Genomic DNA, 12262 nt, shown 5'->3' with positions numbered 1-12262 from the left:
CGGTTCGGGCGGGCAGGTCGTGCCACCCGTCCTGCTTCAGATGGCGAGGCGCGCGAGCGCCACCGCTCCCCGGGAGCCGGCGGCCACCCGGTCGAGGGTGAGTCCGAGGTGCTGGAGCCGGGCGGTGAGGGGATCGGTGAGCGGGCCTCCGGGACCGAGCAGCCCCCCGGTCACGACGATCCGCTCGCCGGGCCGCGGTTCGAGGGCGCGGACGGTCTCGGTGAGGTGGTCGGCGGCCGTCGCGAGGATCCCCTCGGCGACGGCGTCCCGGTGCCGGGCGGCGGCTTCGGCGACGAGCGGGGCGAGCCGGGCCAGTTGGACCGGCGGCCGGTCCATCACGGCGGGGAGCAGGTGCATGCGGTAGGCCTCGCGCCGGGCCCGGGTCCAGGCTCCGGTGTCGTACGGGCCCGGGGCCTCCCCCGGCAGGACATCGTCGGGCACGCCCAGTGCCCGCCCCACCGACGCGGCCAGTGCCGTCGGCCCGCCCCGGCCGTCCGCCATGCGCAGTGCCAGCCGTACCGCCTCGCGCCCGATCCAGAAGCCGCTGCCGTCGTCGCCGAGCAGCCAGCCGTCGCCGCCGGCGGTCTCGGTGCACACGCGCGCGGTGATGCGCACCGCGACCGCGCCGGTGCCGGCCACCAGGGCGAGCCCGTCGGCGGGGTGACCGGGCGCGGAGGCGAACGCGGCCTCGATGTCGCTGTGGATCTCGACCGAGTCCGTGCCGATGCCCAGCCGGCGCAGCGCGACGGTGAGGGCGGCGTGCGCCTTGACCCGGCCCGGCTCGTCGGGAGCGGTCCGCGAGGCGCCCGCGAACCCGGCCGCCACCGCGACGACCCGGCCGCGCAACGCTTCCGGCACGGCCTGCGCGAGGGCCTCGGCGAGATGCTCGGTGAGCTGCGGGCCGGGCACGGTCAGGGCGTTGCCGGGGCCGGAGACGCCCTCGCCCACGGGGTCGCCCTCCCGCACGGGCGCCAGAACGGCGCGCGTGCGGGTGCCCCCGGCGTCCAGGCCGACGACGTACGCCAAGGTTTGGTTCAAATCACTATTCATCGTCGCCCATGGTGGTTGATACATTCGCATCAGACAAGAGACGGACAAGAGACAGACGGCAGCCAAGCCCCGTGCGAGCCCGGCTCGAGGAGGATCCCATCCACCCGCTCCGCTTCGGCGTCAACTACACGCCCCGCCACGGCTGGTTCCACTCCTGGCACGACTTCGACCCGGCACGCGCGCGTGCGGACCTCGACCGGATAGCGGAACTCGGCCTGGACCACGTCCGCGTCTTCCACCTCTGGCCGCTGCTCCAGCCCAACCGCACCCTCGTGCGCACCGCGGCGGTCGACCAGCTGGCGCACCTCGTCGACCTGGCCGGCGAGGCCGGCCTGGACGTCATGGTGGACGGCATCCAGGGCCATCTGTCGAGCTTCGACTTCTACCCGGAGTGGACGCGCAGCTGGCACCACCGCAACGTGTTCACGGACCCGGAGGCCATCGAGGCCCAGGCCGGCCTCCTGCGCGCCCTCGGCCGCGCGCTCACCGGCCGCCCGAACCTCATCGGCCTCCAACTCGGCAACGAGCTCAACAACCTGGTCGAGCACAACCCGGTGACGGCCGACGAGGTGGACCACTACCTCGACACCCTGCTGGCGGCGGCCCGCGAGGGACTCGGCGCCGGAGGCGGCCTGGTCACGCACTCCGCCTACGACGCGGCCTGGTACGGCGACGACCACCCCTTCACCCCCGAGGCCTCGGCCCGCAAGGGCGATCTGACGACCGTCCACCCCTGGGTGTTCTCCGGCGACTGCGCGCGCCGCTACGGCCCCCGCTCCCCGCAGGTGCGGCACCTCGCCGAGTACGGCACGGAGCTGGCCAAGGCGTACGCCACCGACCCCGCGCGCCCCGTCTGGGTCCAGGAGACGGGCGCCCCCGCACCGCACATCCCGGCCGCGGACGCCCCGGACTTCGCGCGGGAGACCGTACGGAACGCGGCGCAGTGCGCGGGGCTGTGGGGTGTGACCTGGTGGTGCTCGCACGACGTCGACCGGTCGCTGGCCGACTTCCCGGAACTGGAGTACACGCTGGGCCTGTTCGACGCGACGGGCCGCCCGAAGCCGATCGCCGAGGCCCTCGCCGAGACCGTCACCGAGCTGCGCGTGGCCCCGGACTCGGCTCGGCCCCGCGACACCGCCCTGCTCCTGGACTGCACGCCGAGCACCCGGTCGGTGTCCGGTCCGGGCGGCGCGTACTTCGAGTCCTGGATGCGGATGCGGGCGGAGGGGCTGCGCCCGGCCGTGGTCCTGGCCGCGCGGGCGGAGGACGGGGAGTACCTGGCGGCCCGGGGGATCAAGGAGGTCGTACGGCCGTCCTGAGCGCCGTACACCCCGGCGGGCGCGCCACAGCTGTCGCGGTTGTCAGCTGTCGGTGACGCCCGCCAACGCCTCGGCCACCGCCCGCAGGTTCACCCGTCCCCGCCCGTACGAGCACAGCGCGCCGCCCTCCGGCAGCCCCGTGTCCACCCGCACCGCGTCCGGCCGCCGCTCCAGCAGGGCGTCCCGCAGCCGGGCCTGCCAGGGGTGCAGCCCGGCGTCGCAGGTGGCCACGACCAGCGGAGCGTCCCCGCAGCAGCGCAGGGTGCCGTCGACGAGTTCGGCGGGGTCGGCCGGTTCCCCGGTGACCGCCGTGCCCGTGGACGTGGGGTCGACGGCGCGTATCTCGGTCAGCAGGTCCTCGCCGCCCCAGTTGAGCGCGGGATGCGGCGGCGGGAACAGGTCGACGACATGGGCGCCGCGCACGACGGCCGGCAGGGCCCGGCTCCGTACGGCCCGGCGCGCGGCCTCGAGTCCGGCGCCCGTGTCCCAGTCGGCGACGTCCAGCGCGGGGGTCGCGTACCGCTCGGCGAGCCGTCGCACCCGCCCCGCGGCCTCCTCGATCCGCTCCTGCGCGAGCACTCCGGTGCGCAGCGCGTCGAGCACGGCGTCCCGGCAGTCCAGGGTGACGTTCAGGTCCCCCACGGCGACGATCACCTGGTCCGCGCCGGCGGCGAGCGCGATGCGGGCGCCCGCCGCCTCGCCGTACTGGTCGGCGATCGCCTTCATCTCCAGGGCGTCGCTGACGAGGACGCCGTCGAAGCCGAGATCGTGGCGGAGCAGATCGCCGAGGACGCGCCGGCTGAGCGTGGCGGGGCGGTTGGGGTCCAGGGCCGGGAAGACGACATGGGCGCTCATCAGCATCGGCACGCCCGCGGCGATGGCCGCGCGGAACGGTTCGAGATCGGCCTGGAGTTCGTCGTACGGCCGCGGGTCGACGGCCATGGCGTGGTGGCTGTCGGTGACGGTGCCGCCGTGGCCGGGGAAGTGCTTGGCGCAGGAGGCGATACCGCGGGCCTCGGTGGCGGTGATCCAGGCGCGCAGCTGGCGTGCGGCGAGTTCGGGGTCGGCGCCGAAGGAGCGGGTGCGCACGATCGGGTTGTCCGGCCGCTGCTGGAGGTCGGCCACGGGGGCGTAGGAGGCGGTGATGCCGAGGGTGGCCAGATGGCCGGCGAGGGCGTCGGCGCAGCGTGCGGTGAGGTTGGGGTCGTCGACGACGCCGAGGGCGTAGGAGCCGGGGACGTCGGGGGCGCCGGCGGCGGCCAGGTGGCCGATGCCGCCGCCCTCGTTGTCGATGGCGACGAGGAGGTCCGGGCGTATCGCGCGCAGCTCGTCCGTGAGGCGGCGCACCTGCCGTGCGTCACGGATGTTCCGGGTGAAGAGGATGACCCCGCCCAGGCCGCGGTCGATGAGCTGCTTGAGCGTGTCCGGCACGCTCGTGGCGCCGTCGAACCCGGCGACGAGACAGCGGTGGGCGGCTTCGTCCAGGTCGACGGGGAGTGCGGTCGACCGGGAGGACACGTGCTCGAAGTGGCTCACCCCGGCAATGCTCTGGCTCGATCAGCCGAAAGTCAACCTCCCGGTGGATCACTGATTCAGCAGCGGCCGCCTCGCGGCCGCTCGGCTATGAAAACCCGTTTGTACGGTGATCACCCCGGCGGCTAACGTCGGCCTTCGTCGACGTGTAGCTCAGGAGCAGAGCACCGGGCTGTAATCCCGGAGGGCGCAGGGGCAGGACCTGCCACGTCGGCCTCGACGTGTAGCTCAGCAGCAGAGCACCGGGCTCGGGACCCGGAGGGCGCGGGGGCGGAACCCGCCACGTCGGCTTATGGACGACAACGCTGAGCAGCAGCCCCTCACCGCGGCCCCGGCCTACCCGGCGGCCCAGCTGGCCAAGGCCTTCACGACGGCGCTGACCCACGAGGACCCCGCCACCCGGCGCCGGGCCGAGGAGCGCGGGCAGCGCTGGCGGGCGGTTCTCTCGGGGATGGCCGCGGGCCGGCTGAGGGTCGGTTCGCGCACCCCGGTGGCCGGACTGCCGGCCTGGGTGACTCCCGAGGTGCTGCGGGGCGGCTTCGCCACCGGTACCGCGAGCGCGGGCGGCCCGCTCCAGCCGTACGAGAGCGAGGCCGCGCGGAGTTTCGGGGTGCCCGCCGAGCGGCGCGCGCTCTTCGCCCACTGCCTCACCGAAGCGGGACTCGCCTGGCTGTGGGCCCGGCTGGACGACGGCCACTACGAGGTCGGCGTGCCCGAGGAGGCCGCGCTGCTCACGGTGGCGTGGCTGGTGCGGCACGGGGCGACGGACGGGGCGCTGGACCTCGCGGCGGAACTGGAGCCGTTCGCCGACCGGCTGCGCTTCCTCCCCCGGCCCGCGGACGGCCCCGCGCCGGACCCCACGGCCGCCGTCCACCGCAACACCGTCTCCGACGCCGTCGACACCCTCGTACGGCGGCGGCCCAACGCGGCCGTCGAGACCCAGCGCGAGGCGCTGGCCGTATGGCAGCCGTTCGGCGACGAGCTGCTGGCCCACTGGCTGGAGACGGCGGGGAACGGCCGGGTGCTCGAACTCGCCCCGGACACCGAGTGGTTGGCCCGAGGTGCCGCCCTGCTCGCCCGCTACCGGCAGCTGGCCGCGGAGCACACCCACTGCACCAAGCACCGCGACCCCAAGCAGAACCTGGGCATTCTGCGCGGCGCGCTGGAGGAGACCGTCGCCGGACGCCCGCTGGACGCGCGCCGGCTCGGTCTGCTGCGGCACGCGGCACAGTCCATGGTCCGGCGACGCGGCCTGCCCGGCTCCGCACCCCACACGGCCCTGCGCGGACAGCAGGCGCGCCAGGCGGCGCTCCCGTCCCACCACGCGCTGGCCCAGCTGCTGCTGCGCCGGCTCGCCGAACTGCCCCAGGACACGGGCATCACCGAGGTCCCCCCGCTGCTGACGCCCGTGACGGAGCAGGAGGAGCGGGAGACCGGCCTGCCCACGGGTGCGGAGGTCCCGCCGGTGATCCGCCGGGTGGTCGAGGCCGCGTTGAGCGCGCCGATCGGCACCCTCGTGGAGCGGGGCGTGGTCCCGTCCGCCGAGGTCCTGGCCGAGCTGGTGCCGCAGTTGGTCGCCGCCACCACCGCGCGGGCGTACGACGACGGGACACTGCGGGCGCTGATGGCCGCGAACCACCGGGCCTTCGGCAACCGCCGCTCGCTGCTCCTGCTCAACCTGGAACGACAGGTACGCGTGGAGGAGCTGCCCTGGGTGCGAGCGGTGGCAGGGCACCGCTCCGCCGTCATCGGCAAACCGGGCCAGGACGGCGCGCTCACCGTACTGCGGCAGCTGGGCGAGCTGGCCGTGCAGGCCTTCCCGGGCACGATCCTGCCCAACCCGCTCGTCCGCGAACTCGGCGTGCTCGCCCGCCAGTGCGACCTGGGCGCGCCGTTCGTGGAGGAGCTGGCCGCCGACATCTTCATGGACACGTTCAGCCCGAAGTTCCTCACAGCGGCCCGGATCGCGGGTGAGCTGCTCGGCGGGACGCTGTACGAGCGCTACTACGGCATCGACTACGCCGCGATCCGCAACCTCGCGATCACCGAGACGGGCACGGCGCTGACCCGCTCGTCCCGCCCCCGCACCTCCCCCGGTTTCGCACGGCTGTGCGCGGAACGGGCCGGGGGGACGTCGTCCGGGTCCTGGTCCGTGGCGGCGAACGGCACCGTGATCGAGCAGGCGCAGATCCTCACCACGCACAACCTCGCCACGCTGGTCCACCGGGTGGAGATCACCCCGCAGCCCGGCTTCGCCGACCTGGCGCACCGCTGCTTCGCCACCGTGTGCCGGCTGACGGCCCGCGTACAGGGCAATCCGCGACCACTGCCCACCATCAAGGACGCGGCGTACGCCTGGCGCCAGATGCTGTTCCACCTGTCCCTGTGCCCAGCCGACGAACAGCGGCGGTTCCTCACCGGCCTGGCCGAGGAGACGGCCCGCCACCCCGCCCATGTCGCGACCCGCCTGTCCCCGGCCCTGGCGGGCCTGGCCCTGACGGTCGAGGGCGGCGCCTTCGACACCGACGGAACGGCGGACGGTGGTCGCGCACGCCGGTTCCTGGGGTGGAGCAGGACGGGGCACTGGATGCGGTGAGGACGGCCCTGGCGGCGGGGCGGACACACGCGGCTACCGTCTCGGGGGTCGTGGCGGGGCGGATCGGGGTATAGCAATACCCCGGTCACGTCGCCCGCCCGCCGACGTCGCTTCGGCTTCCGGACACCGCGGCGTCATGCCGGGCGGGCACGTTTCCGTCGTCCCCTCCTGCCTCGCCCTCTAGCCGTCCGGCCCGCGTCCGCGCGGAAAGGACGCGGAAGGACGACCGCGCCGTGTCCTCGCTCCCGCTCAGCGACCTCCCCGGACCGCTGCCCGCCTGCCCCGTCCCTGCCTCCGCTCCCAGCCGGGCCCCCGCCCGCCCCCGCCTCTCCCCCGCCCGCCTCGCCCGCCACGCGCTGACCCTGCTCCCGCTCCTGCTGATCGGGGCGTGGGCGGCGGCCGACTGGCACACCGTCCGCGACGGCGCCACCCGGCTCGCCTCCGCCGACCCCTGGTGGCTGCTGGCCGGCCTCTTCTTCACCTGCATGGGCTGGGTGATCGCCGCGGTCGTCCGCCAAGGTGCCCTGCCGGAACGCCTTCCGCCGGGCCTGCTGCTCGCGTCGCAGTTCGCCGCCGGCGCGGCCAACCAGGTGCTGCCGGCGAGCATCGGCGCCCACGCCGTCACCCTGCGCTTCCTCCAGAACCGCGGCATCCCGCTGCCCCGGGCCACCGCCTCCCTCGCCCTGTACTCGCTGGTCAAGCCGATCGCGAAGACGCTGGTACTCCTCGCCTTCCTCGTGGCCTTCCCCGAGCTGCTGCACCTGGGCGAACTCGTCCCGGACGAGCGGACGTTGCTCCTGGTCGCCGCAGGGGTGACGACCGCCCTCGTCACGGCGGGCGTGCTCGTGACGGCCGTACGCCCGCTACGGCGCCCCCTCCTCGGCTTCGTACGCACCGCCCTCACGGACGCGCGGATCCTGCACACCCGCCCGAGCCGCGTTCTCGCCCTCTGGGGCGGGGCCGCAGCCACCCCGCTGCTCCAGGCGAGCGTGATCGCCTCGGTCGGCTTCGCGCTCGGCCTGCCGTTGTCCTGGACGCAGGTGGTCCTCGCGCTCCTCCTCGCCAGCACGGCGGTCGGCGCCGTGCCCGCGCCGGGCGGCATCGGCCCGGTGGACGCGGCCCTGGTGTTCACGATGGTCACCTTCGGCGCCCCGATGGGCCTGGCGGCGGCCACCGTCATCGGCTACCGCGTCCTGACGGTCTGGGTACCCCTGCTGCCGGGCGCCCTGGTGCTCTCGATCATGGTCCAGCGCAAGATCCTCTGATCCTGGCCCCTCCGGCCCTGGATCCTCTGACCTGGCTCCTCTGGCCCTGGATCCCCTCACCCTGGATCCCCGGCTGCTCGGCGGCTCCCCCGTCACTCCTCCGCGACCCGCACCACCGCCACCGTGATGTTGTCGGGCCCGCCCGCGTCGATGGCGGCCTTCCACAGCTCGAAGGCCGCCCGGCCGTCGTCGTGCTCCCGCAGGATCTCGTCCAGTACGTCCGTCGGCACCGGGTCCGTCAGCCCGTCCGAGCAGACGACGTAACGCTCACCGGGCGTCAGGGTCTCGGCCGTGACATGGGGAAGGACGGCGCGATAGGTGGGCGAGCCGCCCAGGCACTGGGTGACGAGAGAGGTGGTGCGCCCGACCGGGTGCGGGGGGCTGTCGTCGACGCTCAGCTGGCGCAGCCCGTCGCCCGACGCCGCGAAGACCCGGCTGTCGCCCACGTTGAACGCCGTGAGCGAGCCGGGCTGTACGACGACCCCGGCGATCGTCGTCCCCATGGCGCTGAGCTCGCCTCCCTGGTCGCCGCCGGCCGCCTGGTACACGGCGCGGTTGCAGGCGTTCAGGGCGTCACGGACGGCGGCCTCGCTGCTCAGGGCGGGACCGAGCGCCGCGATCCGACGGACCACCAGGGCACTGGCCACCTCCCCGCCGGGATGTCCGCCGAGCCCGTCGGCGACGGCCACGACTAGGGGCGTGCCCAGCGGGAAGATCATGGTCTGCGGATTCTCGGTCACGGTGCCGCACAGCGTCCACGGCCCGACCACGAGGCTGTCCTCGTTCCGCTTGCGCAGCAGTCCGGGATGGCTGATCGCACTCACAGCGACGTACGGCATGCCGCGCCACCGCCTTCCCGCAGGGACTGACCACCGGGCCGGACGTCCCTTACGAGTCTAGGAACACCGGCATCCTGCGTGCCAGCGCAGCGGGCTCAGCCTTCGCCCGGCGTCAGCCGCAACGAGATGCTGTTGATGCAGTACCGCTGATCGGTCGGAGTCGCATACCCCTCACCCTCGAAGACATGCCCGAGATGCGACCCGCACCGCGCGCACCGCACCTCGGTGCGGACCATCCCGTGGGAGCGGTCCTCGATGAGCTCCACCGCGTCGCTGTCCTTCGGGTCGTAGAAGGACGGCCAGCCGCAGTGCGACTCGAACTTCGTGGTGGACGTGAACAGTTCGGCGCCGCAGGCGCGGCAGGAGTAGACGCCCGTCGTCTTGGTGTTGGTGTACTCACCGGTGAAGGCGGGCTCCGTACCGGCCTGACGCAGGACGGCGTACTCGGCCGGGGTCAGCTCCGTGCGCCACTGCTCGTCCGGCTTTTCGATGTCGTACGACATGAGTGCTTGCCCCTCACTTCGACAGGCGGTCCAGAATGAGCGGGCCCAGGTCGGTGACATCGCCCGCGCCCATGGTGAGAACGAGATCACCGGGCTTGGCCATTCCCGCGATCAGCGCGGGCACCTCCGCCTTGTCGTGGACCGGCGTCACCTCGGCGCCGACCGCCCGGGCCGCCTCGATGATCAGCTCGCTGGTCACGCCGGGGATCGGGTCCTCGCGGGCCGGGTAGATGTCCAGGACCAGCGAGGAGTCCGCGAGGGCGAGGGCGTCGCCCATCTCCTTGCCGAGTTCCTGTGTGCGGGAGAAGAGGTGCGGCTGGTAGACGACCACGATCCGGGCGTCCCCGGCGGCCGAGCGCATCGCCTCCAGGTCGGCCGTCATCTCGGTCGGGTGGTGGGCGTAGGAGTCGATGACCTGGACGCCCGCGACCTCGCCCTTCAGCTGGAGCCGCCGCTTCACACCCGTGTAGGCCGCCAGCGCCGGGGCCAGCTCGGCGGCCGGGACGCCGAGCGCCGCGCCCGCCGCGAGAGCGGCCACCGCGTTGAGCGCGTAGTGGCGGCCAGGGACCGAGACCGTGAAGGTGAGCTCCTGACCGTCGAGGACGACGGTGACCTCGCTCTTGAGCCCCTGCGGCACCACCGACAGGACCCGCACATCGGCGTCCTCGGCCTCGCCGTACGTCACCACCCGCACCTCGCGGGCCGCGACCCGCCGGGTCAGCTCCCGCGCGCCTTCCTGGTCGGCCGAGACCACCAGGGTGCCGCCCTCGGTGATCCGGTCGGTGAACGTCACGAAGGACTCGTAGATCTCGTCCATCGACGCGTAGTTGGCGTGGTGGTCGAGCTCGACGTTCAGGACGATCGCAACGTCGGGCGCGTACTTGTGGAAGCTGCGGTCCGATTCATCCGCCTCGGCGACGAAGATGTCACCCTCGCCGTGCAGGGCGTTCGAGCCGGGGGCGTCGAGGTCGCCGCCGATGGCGTACGACGGCTTCAGGCCCAGCTCGCTCAGGGAGACGGCCAGCATCGACGTCGTGGTCGTCTTGCCGTGCGTACCGGCGACAGCGATCGGGCGCAGCCCGTCCATCAGCGACGCGAGCGCGTCGGAACGGTGCACCACCGGAATGCCCAGTTCGGCGGCGCGTGCCAGCTCGGGGTTGTCCTTCCGGATCGCCGACGACACGACGACACAGCTGGCGTCATCAGCGAGGTGTTCCGCCGCGTGCCCGATATGCACGGTCGCCCCCAGCGCCCGCAGCGCCTCGGCGGTCGCGGACTCCCTGGCATCACTGCCGGCCACCTCGGCCCCACGCTGCGCCAGAATCTTCGCGATCCCCGACATCCCGGCGCCCCCGATGCCGATGAAGTGCGGTCGGTCCATGGCGGTGGGAAGGCCGGGTGCCATGCGTGTTCTCCCAGGAGTGCGATACGACGGTGAGGCCCCAGCCTATTGGGTGTGAGGGCTGGCCTCACGCATGGGACGCGGGGACCTGTACCGGCCCAGGGGCCGCGGGACTGTGCCGATATGCGGCTCCGCCGCGTGCGCGCGACCAGCCACGGACGACCCGCGGCCGGGAATCCACCGCACCCCCTACGGCGCGCCCCGAAAAGCACTACGCCTTACTGTGCGAGAACAACTTCAGCACCGGCACCCCCACCTTGTGCCGAGCCCGGGACGCCCAGTCCCGATGGAAGAACTCCTCCACATAGTGGGGATCCGTCAGCACGATGACCTCATCCGCCCCCACCTCGTCCACCACGACCTTGAGCGCGTCGAGCGGATGGTCCTCCAGAAGCCGCCCCTCCGCCTCCGCCCCGGCCGTGCGCAAGGCGGTGAGCGAGACTTCCAGCGCCCGCTCCCCCGTACTGAGCGCCTCCTCACCCTCCGGGGTCTCCCCCTCCCGCACCGCCTCGTCCAGCTCGCCGAGCGCGATGTCGTCGATGGCGCGCAACAACCTGTCGGCCTGCTCACCCCGCGGCTGGAGCAGCACATGGAACGAGACCTGCTCGTCCCCGTGCAAGGTGGTGACGAACTCCACGTCGGCGGACGTCAGGGCCTTCTCGATCATCAAAACGCTTGTGAACACCGGGCGCCCCTTCTGCGGAAACCATCCTGCCCCGTGCTCGCACGGGGGCTGCGAATTTTAGTGTGCCCGGCGGAAGCTAAACGGAACGGTGGATTCCGCCGTTTCGGGAGCACGGCCTTCATAGAACCCATTTCCGAACCGACCTAACCTCACGTCCGCCGGTACCGCCCGAACAGAAAGCCGTCCTCCTCCAGCAGGGACACCAGCTCGTACCGTTTCGGGACCGCCACCGACGGCCCGCCCGCGATGCGCTGGGCGTCTCCGGCGGTGAGCATCGGGGAGATCGTCAGACAGAGCTCGTCGAGCACTCCGGCGGCCACCAGCTGCCCGAGCATCCGCGGGCCGCCCTCGGTCAGCAGCCGGACGTGACCGAGCTCGGCGAGGGCCTGGACGGCACGTACGGGATCCACCCCGACGCCGTCACCGGCGATCACCACCTGGGCGCCCGCCTTCTCCGCGGCGGCGACCCGGTCCGGGGCCGCGGCGGCACCCGTCAGGATCAGTGTGGGCACGGCGGGTGAGGTGAAGAGCGGCAGGCTGTAGTCGAGGTCCAGGCCGGCGCTCACCACCGCGATCGCCGGCGCGGGCCCCTGCCCGGCCGCCTCGCGCGCCGTCGCGAACTCCGCACGCACGCGTGCCGGAAGGTAGCCCTCCAGACGTACCGTTTCGGCGCCCACGACCACGACATCCGCCAGCGCCCGAAGCGTGCCGAAGATCCGCATGTCGGTCGCGGTGGAGATGGGCTGCGAGCGCCCGTCGTGCTGGGCGGCCCCGTCCAGCGTGGACACCATGTTGGCCCGCAGCCAGGGCTGCGGACCGCCGAGTGCGGGATCGGGGTCGGGGTAGGCGTAGGCGGCGGCAAGCTCGGCGAGGCTCCACTCCCGGTCCACGAGATCGCCCCCGGGAAAACCACCACCGGACCCACCGGGGCCCTCGGCCTCACCGGCCACGAGCCCCCCTCCAGCGGCCCCGGCCTCGTCTTCCCCGGCCGAACCGCCGGAGGCCCTCGCTGCTGTCTCATCGGTCACAGGGAACAGGCGTCGCATGTCAAGGAGTGTGGCACGGCGATT

10 protein-coding genes and 2 tRNA genes are annotated in these 12262 nt (G+C 73.3%); 5 read left to right on the top strand and 7 right to left on the bottom strand.

Annotation, left to right across the window (positions count from 1 at the left end; translation table 11 throughout):
* Positions 1-36 precede the first annotated feature (36 nt).
* Positions 37-1050 (bottom strand): N-acetylglucosamine kinase, encoded by a 1014-nt coding sequence (locus ABIE67_RS35600; protein WP_370265634.1) that lies wholly within the window; start codon positions 1048-1050, stop codon positions 37-39.
* An 8-nt stretch (positions 1051-1058) separates the two neighbouring features.
* Here ABIE67_RS35600 and ABIE67_RS35595 point away from each other — a divergent pair, with 8 nt between their 5' ends.
* Positions 1059-2369 carry a glycosyl hydrolase gene (locus tag ABIE67_RS35595; protein WP_370265632.1) on the top strand — a complete coding sequence of 437 codons (1311 nt, stop codon included), beginning with the start codon at positions 1059-1061 and terminating at the stop codon, positions 2367-2369.
* Positions 2370-2411: 42 nt separating this feature from the next.
* Here the strand turns inward: ABIE67_RS35595 and nagZ are convergent, their stop codons facing one another.
* Positions 2412-3905, bottom strand: coding sequence for a beta-N-acetylhexosaminidase (gene nagZ / locus ABIE67_RS35590; RefSeq protein ID WP_370265630.1), 1494 nt, complete (start codon positions 3903-3905; stop codon positions 2412-2414).
* Positions 3906-4044: 139 nt separating this feature from the next.
* Between nagZ and ABIE67_RS35585 the strand changes: the two genes are divergently transcribed.
* From ABIE67_RS35585 to ABIE67_RS35570, 4 genes are all read left to right on the top strand, one after another.
* Positions 4045-4116, top strand: a tRNA-Tyr gene (locus ABIE67_RS35585).
* 3 nt (positions 4117-4119) lie between these two features.
* Positions 4120-4191 (top strand) — tRNA-Pro (locus ABIE67_RS35580).
* Positions 4192-4194: 3 nt separating this feature from the next.
* Positions 4195-6498 (top strand): hypothetical protein, encoded by a 2304-nt coding sequence (locus tag ABIE67_RS35575; RefSeq protein WP_370265628.1) that lies wholly within the window; start codon positions 4195-4197, stop codon positions 6496-6498.
* Positions 6499-6731: 233 nt separating this feature from the next.
* Positions 6732-7763: a YbhN family protein gene (locus ABIE67_RS35570; protein ID WP_370265626.1), complete on the top strand. Its 1032-nt coding sequence runs from the start codon at positions 6732-6734 to the stop codon at positions 7761-7763.
* A gap of 92 nt (positions 7764-7855) precedes the next feature.
* Here the strand turns inward: ABIE67_RS35570 and ABIE67_RS35565 are convergent, their stop codons facing one another.
* The 5 genes from ABIE67_RS35565 to ABIE67_RS35545 all read right to left on the bottom strand — a co-directional run bounded on the left by ABIE67_RS35565 (position 7856) and on the right by ABIE67_RS35545 (position 12238).
* A complete protein-coding gene (locus tag ABIE67_RS35565; RefSeq protein ID WP_370265624.1) occupies positions 7856-8602 on the bottom strand; it encodes a PP2C family serine/threonine-protein phosphatase in 747 nt (248 codons plus the stop codon).
* 95 nt (positions 8603-8697) lie between these two features.
* Positions 8698-9105 carry a peptide-methionine (R)-S-oxide reductase MsrB gene (gene msrB / locus ABIE67_RS35560; RefSeq protein WP_370265622.1) on the bottom strand — a complete coding sequence of 136 codons (408 nt, stop codon included), beginning with the start codon at positions 9103-9105 and terminating at the stop codon, positions 8698-8700.
* Between the two features lie 13 nt (positions 9106-9118).
* Positions 9119-10510 carry a UDP-N-acetylmuramate--L-alanine ligase gene (gene murC / locus ABIE67_RS35555; protein ID WP_370265620.1) on the bottom strand — a complete coding sequence of 464 codons (1392 nt, stop codon included), beginning with the start codon at positions 10508-10510 and terminating at the stop codon, positions 9119-9121.
* 208 nt (positions 10511-10718) lie between these two features.
* Positions 10719-11192 (bottom strand): indole-3-glycerol phosphate synthase, encoded by a 474-nt coding sequence (locus ABIE67_RS35550; RefSeq protein ID WP_370265618.1) that lies wholly within the window; start codon positions 11190-11192, stop codon positions 10719-10721.
* 149 nt (positions 11193-11341) lie between these two features.
* Positions 11342-12238, bottom strand: a complete 897-nt coding sequence (locus ABIE67_RS35545) for a pyrimidine reductase family protein (RefSeq protein WP_370265616.1) — start codon at positions 12236-12238, stop codon at positions 11342-11344.
* Between the last annotated feature and the right edge of the window lie 24 nt (positions 12239-12262).

Origin of the sequence: Streptomyces sp. V4I8 (assembly GCF_041261225.1) — a bacterium.
Taxonomy (GTDB): Bacteria; Actinomycetota; Actinomycetes; order Streptomycetales; family Streptomycetaceae; genus Streptomyces.
Note: the sequence above shows the minus strand (reverse complement) of the source record. Positions and strands in the feature narration are given on the sequence as shown.

Bases quoted from the DNA above. Each gene is read 5' to 3' on its own strand.
- ABIE67_RS35565 (WP_370265624.1), bottom strand. From the start codon at position 8,602: ATGCCGTACGTCGCTGTGAGTGCGATCAGCCATCCCGGACTGCTGCGC.
- ABIE67_RS35545 (WP_370265616.1), bottom strand. From the start codon at position 12,238: ATGCGACGCCTGTTCCCTGTGACCGATGAGACAGCAGCGAGGGCCTCC.
- murC (WP_370265620.1), bottom strand. From the start codon at position 10,510: ATGGCACCCGGCCTTCCCACCGCCATGGACCGACCGCACTTCATCGGC.
- msrB (WP_370265622.1), bottom strand. From the start codon at position 9,105: ATGTCGTACGACATCGAAAAGCCGGACGAGCAGTGGCGCACGGAGCTG.
- ABIE67_RS35595 (WP_370265632.1), top strand. From the start codon at position 1,059: ATGGTGGTTGATACATTCGCATCAGACAAGAGACGGACAAGAGACAGA.
- ABIE67_RS35600 (WP_370265634.1), bottom strand. From the start codon at position 1,050: ATGAATAGTGATTTGAACCAAACCTTGGCGTACGTCGTCGGCCTGGAC.
- ABIE67_RS35575 (WP_370265628.1), top strand. From the start codon at position 4,195: ATGGACGACAACGCTGAGCAGCAGCCCCTCACCGCGGCCCCGGCCTAC.